Source organism: Burkholderia sp. KBS0801 (genome assembly GCF_005937855.2).
GTDB lineage: Bacteria > Pseudomonadota > Gammaproteobacteria > Burkholderiales > Burkholderiaceae > Burkholderia > Burkholderia ambifaria.
This window is the reverse complement of sequence record NZ_CP042179.1, coordinates 525,165-542,467: the sequence shown is the minus strand read 5'-3', so window position 1 is coordinate 542,467 and position 17,303 is coordinate 525,165. Positions and strand designations below refer to the sequence as shown.

20 protein-coding genes are annotated in these 17,303 nt (G+C 68.9%); 14 read left to right on the top strand and 6 right to left on the bottom strand.

Annotated features, from left to right (window positions below):
• The 10 genes from FFI87_RS32005 to FFI87_RS31960 all read left to right on the top strand — a co-directional run bounded on the left by FFI87_RS32005 (position 1) and on the right by FFI87_RS31960 (position 10,917).
• Entirely contained in the window at positions 1-852 is an 852-nt protein-coding gene (locus FFI87_RS32005) for a hypothetical protein (protein ID WP_012372599.1), read from the top strand.
• Positions 849-1,508, top strand: a complete 660-nt coding sequence (locus tag FFI87_RS32000) for a gluconate 2-dehydrogenase subunit 3 family protein (protein ID WP_138850474.1) — start codon at positions 849-851, stop codon at positions 1,506-1,508. The genes FFI87_RS32005 and FFI87_RS32000 overlap by 4 nt, the downstream gene beginning before the upstream one ends.
• Positions 1,498-3,168: a GMC family oxidoreductase gene (locus tag FFI87_RS31995; RefSeq protein ID WP_138850473.1), complete on the top strand. Its 1,671-nt coding sequence runs from the start codon at positions 1,498-1,500 to the stop codon at positions 3,166-3,168. The genes FFI87_RS32000 and FFI87_RS31995 overlap by 11 nt, the downstream gene beginning before the upstream one ends.
• A gap of 59 nt (positions 3,169-3,227) precedes the next feature.
• Positions 3,228-3,620, top strand: coding sequence for a DUF305 domain-containing protein (locus FFI87_RS31990; protein ID WP_138850472.1), 393 nt, complete (start codon positions 3,228-3,230; stop codon positions 3,618-3,620).
• Positions 3,621-3,827: 207 nt separating this feature from the next.
• Positions 3,828-4,568: an FRG domain-containing protein gene (locus FFI87_RS31985; protein WP_138850471.1), complete on the top strand. Its 741-nt coding sequence runs from the start codon at positions 3,828-3,830 to the stop codon at positions 4,566-4,568.
• Between the two features lie 222 nt (positions 4,569-4,790).
• The gene (locus tag FFI87_RS31980) at positions 4,791-5,273 is read left to right on the top strand and encodes a BON domain-containing protein (RefSeq protein WP_041490266.1); all 483 of its coding nucleotides are present in this window, start codon (positions 4,791-4,793) and stop codon (positions 5,271-5,273) included.
• A gap of 113 nt (positions 5,274-5,386) precedes the next feature.
• Entirely contained in the window at positions 5,387-5,872 is a 486-nt protein-coding gene (locus tag FFI87_RS31975; RefSeq protein WP_138850470.1) for a DUF1641 domain-containing protein, read from the top strand.
• Positions 5,873-6,174: 302 nt separating this feature from the next.
• A complete protein-coding gene (locus FFI87_RS31970; protein ID WP_138850469.1) occupies positions 6,175-7,557 on the top strand; it encodes an HlyD family secretion protein in 1,383 nt (460 codons plus the stop codon).
• An 85-nt stretch (positions 7,558-7,642) separates the two neighbouring features.
• A complete protein-coding gene (locus FFI87_RS31965; protein ID WP_138850468.1) occupies positions 7,643-9,247 on the top strand; it encodes a DHA2 family efflux MFS transporter permease subunit in 1,605 nt (534 codons plus the stop codon).
• Positions 9,248-9,249: 2 nt separating this feature from the next.
• Positions 9,250-10,917, top strand: a complete 1,668-nt coding sequence (locus FFI87_RS31960) for an efflux transporter outer membrane subunit (RefSeq protein WP_138850467.1) — start codon at positions 9,250-9,252, stop codon at positions 10,915-10,917.
• Positions 10,918-10,995: 78 nt separating this feature from the next.
• Here FFI87_RS31960 and FFI87_RS31955 read toward each other — a convergent pair whose 3' ends face one another.
• The 3 genes from FFI87_RS31955 to FFI87_RS31945 form a co-directional block, all read right to left on the bottom strand.
• Positions 10,996-11,550, bottom strand: a complete 555-nt coding sequence (locus tag FFI87_RS31955) for a GNAT family N-acetyltransferase (protein ID WP_244097026.1) — start codon at positions 11,548-11,550, stop codon at positions 10,996-10,998.
• Positions 11,551-11,885: 335 nt separating this feature from the next.
• On the bottom strand, positions 11,886-12,107 hold the full coding sequence (locus FFI87_RS31950; RefSeq protein WP_011661424.1) for a hypothetical protein: 222 nt from the start codon (positions 12,105-12,107) through the stop codon (positions 11,886-11,888).
• Positions 12,108-12,172: 65 nt separating this feature from the next.
• Positions 12,173-12,436 (bottom strand): HPr family phosphocarrier protein, encoded by a 264-nt coding sequence (locus tag FFI87_RS31945; protein WP_041490264.1) that lies wholly within the window; start codon positions 12,434-12,436, stop codon positions 12,173-12,175.
• A 353-nt stretch (positions 12,437-12,789) separates the two neighbouring features.
• On the opposite strand from FFI87_RS31945, the gene FFI87_RS31940 reads away from it, so the two are divergent.
• Together FFI87_RS31940 and FFI87_RS31935 are read left to right on the top strand one after the other, a co-directional pair.
• Positions 12,790-13,134 (top strand): zinc ribbon domain-containing protein YjdM, encoded by a 345-nt coding sequence (locus tag FFI87_RS31940; protein ID WP_006752903.1) that lies wholly within the window; start codon positions 12,790-12,792, stop codon positions 13,132-13,134.
• Between the two features lie 44 nt (positions 13,135-13,178).
• Positions 13,179-14,015 (top strand): spermidine synthase, encoded by an 837-nt coding sequence (locus FFI87_RS31935; RefSeq protein WP_012372587.1) that lies wholly within the window; start codon positions 13,179-13,181, stop codon positions 14,013-14,015.
• 33 nt (positions 14,016-14,048) lie between these two features.
• On the opposite strand, the gene FFI87_RS31930 is transcribed toward FFI87_RS31935, so the two are convergent.
• Positions 14,049-14,234, bottom strand: coding sequence for a ribbon-helix-helix protein, CopG family (locus FFI87_RS31930; RefSeq protein WP_006752901.1), 186 nt, complete (start codon positions 14,232-14,234; stop codon positions 14,049-14,051).
• A 92-nt stretch (positions 14,235-14,326) separates the two neighbouring features.
• Positions 14,327-15,085, bottom strand: coding sequence for a YoaK family protein (locus tag FFI87_RS31925; RefSeq protein ID WP_012372586.1), 759 nt, complete (start codon positions 15,083-15,085; stop codon positions 14,327-14,329).
• A gap of 310 nt (positions 15,086-15,395) precedes the next feature.
• On the opposite strand from FFI87_RS31925, the gene FFI87_RS31920 reads away from it, so the two are divergent.
• A complete protein-coding gene (locus FFI87_RS31920; protein ID WP_138850465.1) occupies positions 15,396-15,746 on the top strand; it encodes a hypothetical protein in 351 nt (116 codons plus the stop codon).
• On the top strand, positions 15,743-15,955 hold the full coding sequence (locus FFI87_RS31915) for a twin transmembrane helix small protein (RefSeq protein WP_138850464.1): 213 nt from the start codon (positions 15,743-15,745) through the stop codon (positions 15,953-15,955). Before FFI87_RS31920 ends, FFI87_RS31915 begins: the two co-directional genes overlap by 4 nt.
• A 204-nt stretch (positions 15,956-16,159) precedes the next feature.
• Here the strand turns inward: FFI87_RS31915 and FFI87_RS31910 are convergent, their stop codons facing one another.
• Complete coding sequence (locus FFI87_RS31910) at positions 16,160-17,203, bottom strand: helix-turn-helix domain-containing protein (RefSeq protein ID WP_138850463.1); 1,044 nt, start codon at positions 17,201-17,203, stop codon at positions 16,160-16,162.
• Positions 17,204-17,303: the final 100 nt, after the last annotated feature.

The window sequence follows — 17,303 nt, the reverse complement described above, 5'->3', positions numbered from 1 at the left end:
ATGCGACACCCCAGCCACCGCGCGACCGAGCAGGAAAGGTTGCTGGCCGATGCAGCGCGCCTGCTGAACCGCAGCGCGCTGCTGCTCGCAGGGTCGGTGCTCGCCGACAGCGGCGTCGAACACTATCGCGGCACCTTTCACAATCGCGCGATGCTCGCGCCGCTGGTGTCGTCGACACTGTCGGTGCTCGCGAGCGTGCACGGCCATGCGGACGACACGCCTGAACGCCACCGGTTGCGCGACGCGGTGCATGTCGCGTCGGCCGCCGTCGGCCTCGCCGGGTCCGCGTTCCACGTGTACAACGTGACGAAGCGGCCGGGCGGCTTCAGCTGGCACAACCTGTTCTACGGTGCACCGGTCGGCGCGCCGTTCGCGCTGCTGCTGTCCGGCATGCTCGGCGCAGCCGGCGAGCGGCTGCGCGCGTGCCCGGCCGACGCGCCGCGCGTTGCCGGTTTGCCGGCCGGCCGGGCGCTGGCCGGGCTGGTCGCGGTGGGGCTCGTCGGCACGCTCGGCGAAGTCGGGTTGCTGCATTTTCGCGGCGCGTTCCAGCATCGCGCGATGTTCGCACCGCTCGTCGTGCCGCCGGTGGCCGCGTTGACGGCCGCGCAGCTCGCGCTGTCGCGCCCGTCGCGCGACCGGCGCTTGTGCCGCTGGTGGATGCGCGCGACGGCCGTGCTCGGGATCGTCGGCGTCGCGTTCCATGCGCGCGGCGTCGCGCGGCAGATGGGCGGCTGGCGCAACTGGTCGCAGAACGTGTTGTCGGGGCCGCCGCTGCCTGCGCCGCCGAGCTTCACCGCGCTCGCGATCGCGGGCCTCGCCGCGACCGCGCTCGCCGAACGGGAGGCGCGATGAAGCGCGTGAACGACAAGCCGCTCGCGCTGCCGCGCTATTCCCGCTACGACGTGCTCGCGAAGCGCGATACACCGTCGTGGAACGACGCGACGCGACGCGCGATCGACGCACGGCTGCGTGTCGCCGCGGCCGCGCCGCGCCATCTCGACGCGGAACGGTTCGCGACGCTGACCGCGCTGTGCGTGCGCATCGTGCCGCAGCCGCCCGGCGGCGTCGCCGTCGTGCCGACCGCCGCGCTGCTCGATGCGCGCCTCGCGAACGACGAAGGCGACGGGTATCGCGACGCGAGGCTGCCGCCGCTGCGCGCCGCCTGGCAGATCGGTCTCGCGGCGCTGGATGCGATGGCGCGCCATGCGCACGATCGCACGTTCGCGTCGCTCGACGGCAACGACGCCGATGCGCTGCTGCGCGCGGTCCAGCAAGGCAGGATCGACCCGCAGGTCGAATCCGCATGGGCCGGCATGGATCCGCGCACGTTCTTCGCGAAGCGCGTGCTGATGGACCTGTGCGGCGCGTACTACAGCCATCCGTTCGCGTGGAACGAGATCGGTTTCGGCGGCCCGGCGAGCCCGCGCGGCTACGTGCGAATGGATTTCAACCGGCGCGACCCGTGGGAAGCGCAGGTTGACGGGGAGGGCGATCGCGATGGCCGCTGACGACGCGTTGTCCGCCGGCAGGCCGCGTGGCCGTGATGGCCGCGCGCCCGATCCGCTGCGCGTCGGCGGCTGGTCGCCGATGCGGATGTTCCGCGACGACGATCCGGTCGACTTCGTGATCGTCGGCACCGGCGCCGGTGGCGGCACGCTCGCGTGCCGGCTCGCCGAGCACGGCTTCTCGGTCGTCGCGCTCGACGCGGGCGCATGGTGGCGGCCGCTCGAGGAATTCGCGTCCGACGAGTTGCACCAGCACAAGCTGTTCTGGACCGACGAGCGGCTCTGCGACGGTGCCGATCCGCTGACGCTCGGCACCAACAACAGCGGCCGCGCGGTCGGCGGCAGCACCGTGCATTTCGCGATGGTGTCGCTGCGCTTTCGGCCCGAGTGGTTCCGCTCGCGCACGGCTCTGGGCTACGGCGTCGACTGGCCGCTCGACTGGCGCGAGATGTGGCGCTACTACCGCGAGGTCGAGCAGGCGCTGAAGATCAGCGGGCCGGTGAGCTACCCGTGGGGGCCGCCGCGCCCGCGCTATCCGTACCGCGCACATGAGCTGAACGCGGCCGCGCTCGTGCTCGCGCGCGGCGCCGAGGCGCTCGGCATCGAGTGGACGCCGACCCCGCTCGCAACGCTGTCCGCGCCGCGCGGTCGTGCGCATCCGTGCGTGTATCGCGGCTTCTGCATCAGCGGCTGCGCGACCAATGCGAAGCAGAGCGCACTCGTCACGTGGATTCCGCGCGCGGTCGCGGCCGGCGCCGAGGTGCGCGATCTCGCGATGGCGCTGCGGATCGAGGCCGCGGGCGATCGCGTGACGGGCGTGCATTACCGGCGCGACGGCCGCACGCGTTTCCAGCGTGCGCGCAATGTCGTCGTCGCCGGCTATGCGATCGAGACGCCGCGCTTGCTGCTGCTGTCCGCGAACGGACGCCATCCGCAGGGGCTCGCGAACAGCTCGGGCCTCGTCGGGCGCTACCTGATGGCGCAACTGAACCAGGCGTCGTGGGGGACGATGGACGACGAGGTGCGCTGGTACAAAGGGCCGCCGTCGCTGTCGCTCACCGAGCACTGGAACTACGTGGACGAAGGCAAGGACTTCTTCGGCGGCTACTGCTGGATGAGCCAGGGGCCGTTGCCGATCGAATGGGCGCGGAAGATCGCCGCGCGCGGGCTGTGGGGCGACGCGCTGAAGCGCGAGATGGCGCGCTACAACTTCCAGGCCGGCCTGAAGATCGTCGGCGAGACGCTGCCGCGCGCGGACAACCGCGTGACGCTCGCCGACGAGCGCGACGCGTTCGGGCTGCCGATCGCGCGCGTCACCTATTCGTACGACGACAACGACCGCCGGATGATGCGCCATGCGTTCGCGCAGATGGCGCGTTCGCTCGAAGCCGCCGGCGCGCGCGACATCTGGCACGAAGAAGACGACACCTGCCATCTCGCGGGCACCGTGCGGATGGGCGACGACCCGGCGACGAGCGTCGTCGACGGCGACTGCCGCAGCTGGGACATCCCGAACCTGTGGGTCTGCGACGGGTCGGTGTTTCCGACCGTCGGCGGCGTGAACCCGTCGCTGACGATCCAGGCGATCGCGTGCCGCACCGCCGATCGCATCCGCGCGCTCGTCGCGCGCGGCGACGCACATGCGCGCGCACGGTGGCGGTAGGCGGTCTCCGTCCGCCGCGCCGCGCACATCTGCCCGTTCAACTTTCGAGGAGTCACGACATGGATCCGTTCACTCGTCGCCCGATGCGCAAACCCCGGCACCGCGCGGCCTGCGCGCTGCTGGTGGCGGCCGTTGCCGCGCTGCCGGCATGGGGCCAGTTGCGCCCGCCGGCCCCCGCGGCCGTTGCCGACATGCCGACTCAAGCGTACAAGCGCGCGGACCACCGGATGATGGAAACGATGGAAACCGCGCCGTACACCGGCGACGCCGATCGCGATTTCGTCGCGCACATGACGCCGCACCACCAGGGCGCGATCGACATGGCGCAGGTCGAGCTGAAATACGGCAAGGACCCGACGCTGCGCAAGCTCGCGCGCCGCATCATCGCCGCGCAGCGCGACGAGATCGCGCTGATGGAGCGCTGGCAGAAGGAGCACGGCGCGGCGCCGTGAGCGCCGGCGGCGATGCAGATGCGGCCGCGCTCGCCGTGATCGCCGGCGTCCGCGCAGAGGTCGCTGGAGTGCCGGACGACCGGCAGCGCTGTCACGCTGCCCGCGCTGCCGCTGTGCGGGTGGCGGTCGTACCGGGTGTTTCGCGGCAAGGTTCGTGGCGATATCGGCTGCGAACCCGAGCGACGACGATCTGCAAGGGCGTGCAGCATGGGACGTGAACGACGCGTGATGGACCACACGATCGACAGTGTCGCCGACTATATGGCCGCGATCGGCGCGGCGCACGGTACGACGGCCTCGCGGCTGTTCCGCGGGCAGTGCAACGCCGGCTGGCCGCTCGTGCCGAGCATCGCGCGTCAGCGCGCGTCGCCGGACGTGGAAGCGCAAATGCTCGACGAATTCACGCGGCGCGCGCTGCCGCATCTCGATCCGGCCCCGAACCTCGATGCGTGCGACTGGCTCGCGCTCGCCCAGCAGCACGGCATGCGCACGCGGCTGCTCGATTGGTCCGGCAACGCGCTGGCCGCGCTGTGGTTCGCGGTCAGGAGCGAGAACGGGATCGGGGCCGACGGCGCGGTGTGGTGCCTGTCACACGATGCCGAGGACATCGCGACCGCGGCCGAGCGCCACGCGCCGTTGCAGGTGACGCGCACCAAGGTGTTCCGGCCGCGTCACGTGATGCCGAGGATTACCGCGCAGGACGGCTGGTTCACGATCCACCGCTACGACGCCGACGCGCAGGGTTTCGCGCCGCTCGACGAGGATCCGGACCTGGCCGGGCGCCTGGTCCGCATCGTCGTGCCGGGCGAGCGCTTCGGCGCGATCCGCCGCGAACTGGCCGGCGTCGGCGTCAGCATCGGTACGATCTTCCCTGACCTCGATGGCATTGCGCAACTAACGGACATCCGCTTTTTCCCCGACGACGAGGATACGCATGCGCCACGGTGAGCGGCGGTGGCCCGCCGCACGCACGGTTGCGCACGGCGGGTCCGGGTGTCCGCCCCGACGATTTTTCAACCGCTTGTCATTTCGGCCGCCCCCGGGGGCGGCGCGAAGCGGCCCGCGGTCTTGCGCTTCGGTTGCCGACCGAGGCGCCCGTACGAGGCACGGCACATGCTGTCTCGTGATGACGAAGCCCGGCGGTACCGGGTATCGACTACGGTGATTCCCATGACTTCCAGAACGCGTTCGAACAATCCGTTGTTGAATCTAGCGGTGGCCGTGGCGTGCGGCGCGGCGGCGATGTACTTCCTCGATCCGGCGTCGGGCCGGCGGCGGCGCGCCTACGTGCGCGACAAGGCGGCGGCGAGCCGGCACGGTGTGCTCGACTATGCGAACACGCAGGCGAAGCGGGCGGCCGACCGCGCGCGCGGCGCGATCGCGGGGCTGCGCGCCGACTGGCTCGCGGGCGATGCGGACGACGTGGTGGTCGCCGAACGCGTACGCGCCGCGCTGGGCCATCTGGTCGGGCGTGCGCGCGACGTCGACGTGAGCGTCTCGCACGGGCATGTGCGCTTGAGCGGGCAGGTGGAGGAAGCGGAACGGCATGCCATCGTCGACGGCATCGCCGCGGTGCATGGCGTGAAGGCCGTCGAGGACGCGATGGGCGCACGCAGCGAATACAAGGCGCCGCCCGGCGGCCCCGTGCACTGACGGCGGCATCGGCCGCGCGCCGGCGGGCGCGGTGAACGAAGCACGACGCGAATCCGGCGCCCGCGCGGCCGCCGCCACGGCGGCTGTGCGGCGCCCCATCCGGAGAACAGCTGATGACCGATCGCCCATCCCCCGGCACGCCGCCTCCCGCACCCGAAGCCGATGCGCATAACGCGCTCGAAAGCCTGCTCGGCAGTCTGCACCGGCACGGCTTCCTGCGCTTCGCGAACGAGGTCGTCAGCGCGAACGCGCAGATGGCCGAGACGTTCGTCGGCGCGCTGGACAAGCCCGGCATGCAAACCGGTGTGCAGAACCTTGCCGCACTCGTGATGGCGCTGTCGCGCATTCCGCCGGAGCAGTTCGGCAAGGTCGCGTTCGCGGCGGCCGATGCGCTGCGTCACATCGGCGCGTGGAAGCCGGATGAGCACGAACATGTCGCGCCCGGCGTGCGCGGTGCATACCGGTTGCTGCACGACGAAGCGTTGTGGGACGCGCTGACGCCGTTGCTCGAAGGGTTGAAGGTGTTCGCGCAAGGCCTCGCGCGCGAGTCTCCTAACCCCGCGATCCCGCCGGTCAGCGAGAGGCAGACGGACGCGTGACGGTGGCGCATTCGTGCGGCGCCGTGTTCATGTGAGTTCGGAACAGGCGCGGATACGCGAGCCGCGCTTCAAGAGGACATGCAGCCGGCCGCGCGCCGCCTGCGATTTTTCAATGCGTTGTCATTTGTTCCGCAGGCCGGACACCTGGCGGCGGCCGCCGGCCCGTACGAGCCGCGGCTCAACGTAGTTCAGCGCGTGCCGCGCCGTCCGCGCGCCGGTCGGGTGCGCCGCTTGCTTGCCCGCGCGCTTGAAGGCCGGCGCGGGCAATGCCGCCCGCGGCCACCGCCCTGGAGCGATCTTTCATGCCCGATGCGACCCTGTTCCCGTTGTCCATTCATGAGCGATTCCGCGTCGTGCTGCGCCGCGCGTTCACGCCGGGACGACGCGGTGCGTGGGCGCTGCCGGCAGCTATTCCGATCCCATCCGCGGACGCAGCATCTACGGAGCTTGCACCGCCCACCGTCACCCGCGCCGGCGACGGCAACGCCGACGGCGGCCACGGCGGACGCACCGGAGCCGGCCGCCACGACGAACGCGACACCGACGCACCGGGCGGCGGCGGGGGCGACGGCCATCCGCACGACGATCGCGGTGGCCGCACCGGCGGCGATGGCGACGGCGGCAACGGCGCAGGCGAAGGCGAACGCAAGCGGCCGGGCAAGAAGCCGTTGATCATCCTCGGCGCGGTGGCGGTCGTGCTGGTGATCGCCGGGCTCGTGTGGTGGCTCGCGACGCGCAACCAGGAAAGCACCGACGACGCGTACACGGACGGCAACGCGGTGGCCGTCGCGCCGCATGTATCCGGCTACGTGACACGGCTCGCCGTCGACGACAACACGTACGTGCACCGCGGCGACGTGCTGGTCGAGATCGATCCGCGCGACTATCGTGCGCACGTCGATGCGGCGCGCGCGCAACTCGGCCTCGCGCAGGCGCAGCTCGACGCGTCGCGGGTGCAGCTCGACATCGCGCACGTGCAATTCCCGGCCCAGTACAAGCAGGCGCGGGCCCAGATCGAATCGGCGGAGGCCGCGTACCGGCAGGCGCTCGCCGCGCAGGAGCGGCAGCGTGCGGTCGATGCGCGCGCAACCTCGCAGCAGGCGATCGACGCGGCCGACGCGCAGCGGGCGAGCGCCGATGCGAACGTCGCGATGGCGCAAGCGCAGGCGCGCACCGCGAGCCTCGTGCCGCAGCAGATCCGCCAGGCCGAAACGGCCGTCGAGGAGCGTCGCCAGCAGGTACTGGCGGCACGTGCGCAGCTCGATACGGCGAATCTCAACCTGTCGTACTGCGAAGTGCGCGCACCGTCCGACGGCTGGGTCACGCGCAGGAACGTTCAACTCGGCTCGTACCTGCAAGCCGGCGCGTCGGTCTTCTCGGTCGTCACGCCGCGCGTATGGATCACCGCGAACTTCAAGGAATCCCAACTGGAGCGGATGCGCATCGGCGATCGCGTCGACGTGTCGGTCGACGCGTATCCCGATCTCGACCTGCACGGTCACGTCGACAGCATCCAGCTCGGCAGCGGCGCACGCTTCTCCGCGTTTCCGGCCGAGAATGCGACCGGCAACTTCGTGAAGATCGTGCAGCGCGTGCCCGTGAAGATCGTGCTCGACGGCCCGCTGCCGAACAATCCGCCACTCGGTCTCGGCCTGTCGGCCGAACCGACCGTGCACCTGAAATGACCGGCCGCCGCGCGGCGGCCCGCTTTCACCGGAGCGATCCGATGCCCGACATCCGCACGTCCGCCATGTTGAGCGGGGCCCGTCGATGAACCGGCCGCCCGACAAGCCGCCCAACGGGTCCTCTTCGGCCGGCGGCGCGTGGCGGCCCGCCGCGAACCCGTGGGTCATCGCGATCGTCGTCACGCTCGCCGCGTTCATGGAGGTGCTCGACACGACGATCGTCAACGTCGCGCTGCCGCATATCGCCGGGACGATGTCCGCGAGCTACGACGAGGCGACCTGGACGCTCACGTCGTACCTCGTCGCGAACGGCATCGTGCTGCCGATTTCCGGCTTCCTCGGGCGCCTGCTCGGCCGCAAGCGCTACTTCCTGCTGTGCATCGCCGCGTTCACTGCGTGCTCGTTCCTGTGCGGCGTTGCGACCAACCTGGGCGAGCTGATCGTGTTCCGCGTGCTGCAGGGGCTGTTCGGCGGCGGACTGCAGCCGAACCAGCAATCGATCATCCTCGACACGTTTCCGCCCGAACAGCGCAACCGCGCGTTCTCGATCTCGGCGATCGCGATCGTCGTCGCGCCGGTGCTCGGGCCGACGCTCGGCGGCTGGATCACCGATCATTTCTCGTGGCGCTGGGTGTTCCTGCTCAACGTGCCGATCGGCGCGCTGACCGTGCTCGCGGTGATGCAGCTCGTCGAGGATCCGCCGTGGCGACGCGGCGCCGAACGCGGGATCTCGGTCGACTACATCGGCATCGGGCTGATCGCGATCGGGCTCGGCTGCCTGCAGGTGATGCTCGATCGCGGCGAGGACGAGGACTGGTTCGGATCGAACTTCATCCGCGTCTTTGCGGTGCTGTCGGCGCTCGGCCTGATCGGCGCGACGCTGTGGCTGCTGCGCGTGAAGAAGCCGGTGGTCGACCTGTCGTGCCTGCGCGATCGAAACTTCGCGCTCGGCTGCGTGACCATCGCGACGTTCGCGGCCGTGCTGTACGGCAGCGCGGTGATCGTTCCGCAACTCGCGCAGCAGCACCTCGGCTATACGGCGACGCTCGCGGGGCTCGTGCTGTCGCCCGGCGCGCTGCTGATCACGCTGGAAATCCCGCTCGTGAGCCGGCTGATGCCGCACGTGCAGACGCGCTACCTGGTCGGCTTCGGTTTCGTGCTGCTGTCGCTCGCGCTGGTCTATTCGCGGCTGCTGGTGCCGGACATCGACTACCGGCACCTGGTGATGATCCGCTGCGCGCAGTCGCTCGCGATCGGCTTCATGTTCGTGCCGATCACGACGCTCGCGTACCTGACCGTGCCGCAGCGGCTCAACGACGATGCATCCGCGCTGTTCACGATGTTCCGCAACGTCGCGGGCTCGATCGGCATCTCGGTGTCGACCGCGCTGATCCGCGAGCGGACGCAGGCGCGCATGGCGCACCTGTCCACGCACATGTCGCCGCTGTCGCAGAACTTTCAGGACGCGCTGCACGAGAACGCGCGCGCGATCGGCGCGCTGTCGGGCGTGCCGCCGCCGGCCGCGCTGCAAACCGCGACCGGCCGGCTGTACGAGACGTTCATCTCGCAGGCGACGATCCTCGCGTATATCGACGTGTTCGCGATTCTCGCGGTGTTCTGCGCGTTCAGCATTCCGCTGACGTTCCTGTTCTCGCCGGTGAAGGCCGCACGCGGCGCGGGAGGGCATTGACGATGACGATCCATCGACAGCGCGGCAACCGCCGGCATGCGCTGCAACCGCGCGGCCTCGCCGCGATGCTGGCGGCCTGCTTGGCGATCACTGGCTGTACCGTCGGACCGGATTTCAAGCCGCCGCATGCGGATGTGCCGGCCAACTGGCATGACCTGCAGGCGTCGGCTGCGCCCGCATCGCCCGCCGGCGCGCATGCGCCGTCGTCGCCGACGACCCGCGCCGATCCCGACCCGCGCTGGTGGCGCGCGTTCGGCGATCCGCTGCTCGATCGCCTCGTCGAGCGTGCCGCGCGCGACAACCTCGACGTGCAGGCGGCCGTGCTGCGCATCGCGCAGGCGCGTGCGCAGGTGCGCGCGGCCGCTGCGCAGGGCTTGCCGAACGTGCGGGCGAACGCGAGCTACCAGCGCGAGCAGTTGGGCCTCAAAGGAATCATCGAGGAACAGGGCATCGACCAGCGCGTCGATCGTCTCGGCGCGCCGGGTTCGCCGCTCGACCGCTTCGGGCCGGGCACTGGTGCGAGCGTGCAGCAGGGCGCGCACGCGGCGATCGATTCCCTCGAAGCGCCGGTCAATGTGTGGCAGGCCGGGTTCGACGCATCATGGGAACTCGACCTGTTCGGGCGCGTGCGTCGCTCGGTCGAATCGGCCGGCGCGCAGGCGAGCGCCGCGGTCGCGAGTCGCGACGATGCGCTGCTGTCGCTGCAGGCCGAAGTCGCGCAGACCTATCTGCAACTGCGCGGCGCCGAAGCGCAACGCGCGCTGGCCGACGACCTGCAACGCGCACAGCGCGACCTGCTGGATCTCACGCGCGAGCAGGCCGCGCACGGTCTCGCGAGCGACCTCGACGTGCGCAGCGCCGATGCGCGGCTCGCGCAGATTCGCGCGCAGCTGCCGCAGTTCGACCAGCAGATCGTGCTGCTGCGCAACGGCCTCGCGTATCTGGTCGGTGGCGCCCCGGGCGCGCTCGACGACTGGCTCGACGCGCCGCGCGCGTTGCCGGGCGTGCCGCCCACCGTGCCGGTCGGGCTGCCGTCGACGCTGGCGCGCCGGCGGCCCGACATCCGCCGCGCGGAGGCCGAGCTGCATGCGGCGACCGCCGACGTCGGCGTCGCGGTCGCGCAGTTCTATCCGGACATCTCGCTGACCGGGCAGGTCGGGTTGCGCGCGGCGCACGTGCGCGAGCTCGCGCACTGGTCGCATCTGTTCTACTCGTTCGGGCCGGCCGTGTCGTTGCCGATCTTTTCGGGCGGGCAACTCGTATCGAACCTGCGGCTGTCGCAGGCACGCCAGGCCGAAGCGGCGCTCGCCTATCGAAGGGCCGTGCTCGTCGCGCTGCGCGACGTCGACAACGCGCTGGCCGTCTACCGCACCGACCAGGCACGCGCGGCCGCGCTCGACGATGCGGTCAAGGCCGAGCAGGGCGCGCTGGAACTCGCGCGCGATCGTTACCGGAAGGGGTTGTCGCCGTTCCTCGACGTGCTCGACGCCGAGCGGCAATGGTCGGAGGGGCGACAGCAGGCGGTGCAGGGCGCGTTGCAGACGACGACCGATCTCGTCGCGCTGTACAAGGCGCTGGGCGGCGGATGGCAGACGACCGGGCCGGCCGCGGAGGCGGCTACGGTCGGCGCGGTGCCGCCGTCACGAGCCGATATGGCTCGCGTGCAATAGCTGTAGCGATCGCGTCGGCGACACCGGCGACACCGGCAACACCGACCGCCCTGCGACGGCCGACGCAGGGCATCGCAATTACCTGCACGCGCGCGAAAACAGCAGCGAATCGGCGTCGTTGAAGCGGATCCGTACCGGATCGACGTACCCGGCCTTCTCCGCGACGCGGATCGACGCGACGTTGGTCGGCGCGATCAGGCATACGCTGCGTTCGAACCGGTTCTGCGCGTCGAGCCAGCCGAGCGCGTGCGACAGCGCTTCGCTAGCGTAACCTTTGCCGTGCGCCCAGCTCGCGAGCGCCCACCCGGCTTCCGGCACGCCGCGAATCGACGGCTCGACCGCGCGGTGGAAGTCGGCGAAGCCGAGATCGCCGACGTAGCGGCCCGACGCCTTCTCGCGAATCGCCCAGTAGCCGTAGCCGAGCAGCGGCCACAGCCCGCGATAGGCGAGCAGCCGCATCCACGAGTCGCGTGGCGCGGACGGCTGGCCGTTGAAGATATGCGCGACGACGGTCGGCTCGGCCCACATCGCGGCGAGCGCGTCGAAGTCGCCGAGCGGATGGCCTTCGAGTATCAGGCGGGGGGTATCGAGAACCGGCGGGGACATGACGGGCGGCAGCGCGCTGAATGTCATTCGGCGTTCCATGTGAAAGGGGCAGGGAAGACGTGGCAGGGCCCCGTACGATACCGCGGAAATCGGCGCGCCGCTGCCGATCCCTGCCTGCTTCGGGGAATGCAAACGCATCGAGCGGATGGCCGTCGCCGACGTCCGCCGGTGGCGGCACGGTCAAGGTCGCACGACGGCATCGCGGCCCGACCGTGGCGGAGGGCGCTCGACGAATGCGGGTCGATCGCCGGCAGCGTGTTGGGAAAGTCAGGCGCGGCGGGTTGTGCGCGGACGCGTCACGGCGGACATCGATACGCCCGCATGTTTCGCACGAAGCGGCATCGCGCCCGCACCCGCCGTTCCTACTTGCGGCTCTTCAAGAAGCTGCGGCCGTGCGCGGTGATCGACGCGCCGGAACGGCTGTTCGACGCATGGCTGACGAAGCCCGCGCCGACGAGTTCCTGTTCGACCGACCAGCCGAGCGCCGGCGCATCGCGGCCGTAGCGCACATCGGCGAGGCGCTCGAGCGCCCAGAGTGCGGAGGCCGACAGGTTGGGAGTGTTGGACATGACGTTGTCGTTCATCGCTTCCTCGGAGAGTGGTGATTCAGGGTGAACGGCACGAGGCCGTGGAGTCGGGCGACGCGGAGTCAACCCGCCTGCAGCAATGGAAGCAGCGCGTGGAGCGCGGCTTCCTCGTCGGGACCGGTGGCGAGCACCTGCGCGGACGTGCCGCCATGCATCTGCAGCGCCGCGATGGCCGTCGCGTCCTTCGCGCTGCCGCTGAGCCCGTTGGCGAGCAGCAGGATGTCGCTTTTGAAGCGGTGTGCCGCCGCGACGATCGCGTCGCGGGACGCAATCGCGCGGTCGCGGTTCCATGCGGGGCCGATTTCAACGTAGACGACGGTGGCCACGATGCGGATCAGCCTCGGGGAAAGTCGTCGGAACGGCGTGCCACGGCCGGCCCGCAGGCCCGGCACACGGCTTCCCGACGGGGCGCCGGGCCTTGCGCGCCCGGCACCGGTGCTTCATTCATCTCGAACATGTCGACATCCTCAGCGAAACCGCCATCAAGTCCGGCGAATGATCGAAAGTGGACGATTATAATACGACAGCCGGATTATGTGTATTGCATTATAATGCCGTGTGCATGAAGGCCGCCCCGTCGCCCTGTCGACGGGCCGCTGCGATGCGCGATCCGGGCCACGCGCTTGCGTGCCCGGCATTTTTTTCGATTGACCCGAACTCCCACCGAATGGAAGCTGCAATGAACGCCGCCCCCGCCTGCCCGCAATGCGCGATGGAAAACACCTACCCGGACGGCACGCTGACCGTGTGCGCGGACTGCGGACATGAATGGTCGGCCGGTGCCGGCGCGGACGCCGGCGACGAACCGGCCGGCGACGTCGTCAAGGACGCGAACGGCAACGTGCTGTCGGACGGCGATTCGGTCGTGCTGATCAAGGACTTGCGCGTGAAGGGCTCGTCGATCACGTTGAAGATGGGCACCAAGGTCAAGAGCATCCGGCTCGTCGGCGGCGATCACGAAGTCGATTGCAAGACCGACATGGGCGGCTTCATGCTGAAGGCGTGCTACCTGAAGAAGGTCTGACCGCACGCGGTTCGACCGACTCTCCGACTACCGGGCTGCCGACCATGAGCGAGGATCGAATTTCCTATGACGCATTCCTGCGGTTTCTGGCGATGCCGCTGAACGACGGCCGCCCGTTCGTGCTCGAGACCAAGCACACGGTCTCGCTGCACTTCGACCACTTCGGCACGCAAAGCTTCATGTCGCTGAAGGACCCGGTCCGTCTCGAACTCGGCTATACGCGCGTGATGATGGGTTTCCTGCTGCTGCAGCCGGCGCCCGCGCGCATCTGCATGATCGGGCTCGGCGGCGGATCGCTGGCGAAGTACTGCTATCGCCACCTGCCCGATACGGCGATCGACGCGGTCGAGATCAACCCCGACGTGATCGCGCTGCGCGACGTGTTCAGGATTCCGCAGGACGACGCGCGCTTCGCCGTGATCTGCGCGGATGGCGCGGACTACGTCGGCCGGCCGGAAGTAAAGGCGGACGTGATCCTGCACGACGCGTTCGTCGCCGACGGCATGCCGGGCCGCTGCACGGGCACTGCCTTTTTCGACGCGTGCCGCGCGCGGCTGAGCGAAACGGGCGTGCTCGCGATCAACTTCATGGACGACGATCCGGCGTTGCCGCGGCATCTCGCGCAATTGCGCGAGGTGTTCGACGCTTCGTATGCGCTGCTGCCGTGCGGCGACGACAACAACTTCATCGCGTTCGCGTGGAAGAACGGCAACCCGCTGCCGTCGCTACGCATCCTGCTCGAACGCGCGCTCGGGTTTGCGTCGGCCGGCGAGCTCAAGCTGTCGCCCACCGCGCGGCGCATGAAGGAAGGGGAGTGCATTGCTCCCGAGCGGCTCGTGTGGCGCGCCCGCGAACATGCGCGATGGGAAATCTGCACCTGAGCTGCGCCTGAGCGCGGTGCGGGTTCTGTCGCGTTACTTCATCCGCTTGCCGAGCGCGCTTTTCGTCTTGTACGTGACCCCGTGCTTGTCGAGATACTCGCGGATCAACTGACGCACGACTTGCGACGGCGTGAGATCCTGCTCCGCGCAGAGCATTTCGAACGCTTCTTTCTTGGCGGGATCGATCAGGACGGTCAGGCGGGCGGTTTTCGTTTCCATCGTGCGGCAGGGTGGTCGATATGTTAATCAAATTATAATGCATCCGCTTTCGGCGCCACGGCCGAATGCGCGGCTGCAGCGTGCGCGCCGGCTCAACGCCGGCGCTCGAGCCACGCAAGCAGGTCGTCGATCAGCGGCATCGCCGCGAGCATCACGAGCAGGCAGGCGAGCGGCACGGTCGCCACGTAGCCGACATGCTTGAAGCCGATCGCGCCGGCGAGCCCGCCGACGAAGAACGACGCGAGCATCGTCGCGTGAATCCTCAGTTTCGAACGGTTGGCGATCACCGCGTGCGCGTCCACGGCGACGGCCGAGCGATTCCAGTAGAACAGCTTGCCGAGCTCGATGCCGAGGTCGGTCACGATGCCGGTCACGTGCGTCGTGCGGATTTCCGCGCCCGACAGCTTCGTGATCGTCGCGTTCTGCAGACCCATGATGAAGCACAGCAGCGTGACCGTGACCGGCACGAAGAACGTTTCCCACAGCGCGAGATGGCTGCCGAGCAGCCCGAACAGGAGCAGCAGCACGGCTTCGACCAGCAGCGGCAGCACGAACTGGCTCTGCAGGCCGCGGCGGCGCCCCCAGTTGACGAGGATCGCCGAGCAGCTGGCGCCGATCAGGAACGACCCCAGCGAGCTGATGCCGGCCAGCGCGAGCTGGATGTCGCCGAGCGCCGTCTGGTCGGCGATCGCCGACACGATGCCGCTCATGTGCGACGTGTATTGCTTGACCGCCAGGTAGCCGCCGGCGTTGGCCGCGCCCGCGACGAAGGCCAGCGAAAAGCCGAGCTGACGGTTCGCGGTCGCGCTGCGGTGTTTTCCGGTGAGGCTTCGAAAGTACTGCGCTGGCATAGGGGTACGCTCAATCGCCCGGGCGGCGGGCACGGACAGGACGACGACCGACACCGGTGCGAGGTGCCCGCGCGGGACACCGGCAAAGGGGGCCGGGTTGCTGGAATCATCTGCAAGACATGATAATGACATTATCATACTCTGTTAGTCGAATGGGGCTTTAAGTACAATGTCTGCAATGTCGGCAGGACGCTGCCGGCCGCGGCTTGCGCGGCGGCTTCCGGTTCCCCACGGCCCGCGTGCGCCGTCCGTGCGGCGTGACTTCGCCGCTATTTCCCCGCTACGTCGTCGTTACTTCGATATCCGCCTCATGACCCCGATCAAGTTCGTTCTCCGCTACACGGCGATTCCTTTCGCAGCCATCGTGGCCGTCGTCGTGTGGGCCGTCGTGCCGTCGTCGAAGGAGATCGACGCGCGGCAATATGCGGCGCTGTCGCGCGGATACGCGAGCTTTCCGCTACCGTTTCGACATGAGATCTCGCAAGCGCTGGACGACGGGCGCATCAGCGACAGGCGTTACCAGACGCTCGTGCGCGATTCGCTGGGCAATGGCGTGGCGCTGGACTGGCCGGCGTCGGGTGTGGCCGACGTCGCTGCCGAGCGGCAAAGACTGACTGAACTGCTGAAGGCCGATTCGGGCCTGGAGGAGCATCAACGATGAAGGTTGCGCTGGTTTCGGTGGCGTTCGCGCTGATTATCGGAAGCCTGATTTTCGCGCTGTATTTCATGAATCACGACCGCGGCAGGAGCAAGCGGATGGCGTGGTCGCTCGCGGCGCGCGTCGGATTGTCGATCACGCTGTTCCTGTCGCTGCTGATCGCGTACCGGCTCGGGTGGATCGAGCCGACGGGGCTGCCGATCGGCAGGTGACGCTCGTGCGTGCCGGCCACATCTGGTGTGGTTCGGTGCGCTCGAGTTTTGCTCGGTGATCGACGTGTTGTGATAAGAATACTTATCCTGATGGATCGAAACAAAAACGCCTCGGCATCGATGAGAGGCGTCTCAGGCGGGGAGCGCTCTCCATAGCGAATACCGACAATTGGATCAGCGGGGAACCGCCACACCGCCCCACCGTCAACTCGCGGCCTCCGCACCACCTTGCCGGCGCCACGCGCGCGGCGCCACCGCGAACCGTTCGCGGAACGCTCGGCTGAAATGCGACATGTCGTTGAATCCCCAGCGCAACGCGATGTCGGACACACGCAGCACCCCGCATTGCGGATTCGCGAGATCTTCCGCGCACCGTTCGAGCCGCAGGTTCCATATGTAGCGCATCAGCGAGGTGTTTTCCGCCTCGAACAGCTTGTTGATGTACCGCGACGATATCCCGGTCGCCTGCTCGACCATCGTGGGGTTCAATTCCGGGTCGCGCAGATGTTCGAGCAGATGGCGTTTCACGCGCGTGAGCGTCAGCGCCTTCATCCGCGACTGCGCGACGTCGTTGCGCTGCAGGCTCCCGATGGTCATCGCGATCAGCGAGATCGCGGTATCCGACAACTGCAGCATCTCGTCCTCGGACACGTGGCGGATCTGCGACGACATCTGTTCGAGAAACCCGCGCATCACGCAGCCGACGCCTTGCCCGGTCGGCATCGGGCAAGCGGTACGATGCTCCATCCCCACGACGAGCTGGTTGAGCGTCGTGCGCGGAATGCTGACGACGATTTCGCGCCACGACTGGCCGAACTGCAGGTGATGCGGCCTGGTCGCGTCGTACACCGCGAAATCACCGGGACGCAGTGTGACGATCTTGCCGTCCTGTTCGACCGACTGGCTACCCTCGAGCATCAGTACCGCGAAATACTTGTCCTCGTACTCGCTACGCGCCTGGCGAAAGCGCCGCGTCACCGCCTGCTCGCTCGCGTGGATATCCGAGATCCGCAGCTTGTCGCACTTGCGCTGCCGCACCCGGCCAAAGAAATCGTCTTTCTGGACTGCCGCGATCTGCACATCCGCAAACAGGCGCAGGATCATCTCGCGCCAGAATTCGATGCGCTGGCTGACAGAGCCGTCGGTCGCGACCTCGATTGACGAACGCGTCCATTCGAACGGCGCACCGCCTGACGCGAGGGCGAAGTCGTCGCAACCGGGGAAGGGAGGGATCGAAGGTGTTGTCATGATCGTGCCCCACATGGATGAGCAAACGGCAGCGAGTAGCGTGCCCGTTCAAAAACGCATTGTCCAACCCGGTCGAAACCCCGCGCCGCATTGGCCGCCG

Coding starts and splice junctions, on each gene's coding strand:
- FFI87_RS31975 (WP_138850470.1), top strand. CDS start 5,387: ATGACCGATCGCCCATCCCCCGGCACGCCGCCTCCCGCACCCGAAGCC.
- FFI87_RS31995 (WP_138850473.1), top strand. CDS start 1,498: ATGGCCGCTGACGACGCGTTGTCCGCCGGCAGGCCGCGTGGCCGTGAT.
- FFI87_RS31910 (WP_138850463.1), bottom strand. CDS start 17,203: ATGACAACACCTTCGATCCCTCCCTTCCCCGGTTGCGACGACTTCGCC.
- FFI87_RS31920 (WP_138850465.1), top strand. CDS start 15,396: ATGACCCCGATCAAGTTCGTTCTCCGCTACACGGCGATTCCTTTCGCA.
- FFI87_RS31980 (WP_041490266.1), top strand. CDS start 4,791: ATGACTTCCAGAACGCGTTCGAACAATCCGTTGTTGAATCTAGCGGTG.
- FFI87_RS31970 (WP_138850469.1), top strand. CDS start 6,175: ATGCCCGATGCGACCCTGTTCCCGTTGTCCATTCATGAGCGATTCCGC.
- FFI87_RS31985 (WP_138850471.1), top strand. CDS start 3,828: ATGGGACGTGAACGACGCGTGATGGACCACACGATCGACAGTGTCGCC.
- FFI87_RS31925 (WP_012372586.1), bottom strand. CDS start 15,085: ATGCCAGCGCAGTACTTTCGAAGCCTCACCGGAAAACACCGCAGCGCG.
- FFI87_RS31930 (WP_006752901.1), bottom strand. CDS start 14,234: ATGGAAACGAAAACCGCCCGCCTGACCGTCCTGATCGATCCCGCCAAG.
- FFI87_RS31990 (WP_138850472.1), top strand. CDS start 3,228: ATGGATCCGTTCACTCGTCGCCCGATGCGCAAACCCCGGCACCGCGCG.
- FFI87_RS31940 (WP_006752903.1), top strand. CDS start 12,790: ATGAACGCCGCCCCCGCCTGCCCGCAATGCGCGATGGAAAACACCTAC.
- FFI87_RS32000 (WP_138850474.1), top strand. CDS start 849: ATGAAGCGCGTGAACGACAAGCCGCTCGCGCTGCCGCGCTATTCCCGC.
- FFI87_RS31960 (WP_138850467.1), top strand. CDS start 9,250: ATGACGATCCATCGACAGCGCGGCAACCGCCGGCATGCGCTGCAACCG.
- FFI87_RS31915 (WP_138850464.1), top strand. CDS start 15,743: ATGAAGGTTGCGCTGGTTTCGGTGGCGTTCGCGCTGATTATCGGAAGC.
- FFI87_RS31935 (WP_012372587.1), top strand. CDS start 13,179: ATGAGCGAGGATCGAATTTCCTATGACGCATTCCTGCGGTTTCTGGCG.
- FFI87_RS31965 (WP_138850468.1), top strand. CDS start 7,643: ATGAACCGGCCGCCCGACAAGCCGCCCAACGGGTCCTCTTCGGCCGGC.
- FFI87_RS32005 (WP_012372599.1), top strand. CDS start 1: ATGCGACACCCCAGCCACCGCGCGACCGAGCAGGAAAGGTTGCTGGCC.
- FFI87_RS31950 (WP_011661424.1), bottom strand. CDS start 12,107: ATGAACGACAACGTCATGTCCAACACTCCCAACCTGTCGGCCTCCGCA.
- FFI87_RS31955 (WP_244097026.1), bottom strand. CDS start 11,550: ATGACATTCAGCGCGCTGCCGCCCGTCATGTCCCCGCCGGTTCTCGAT.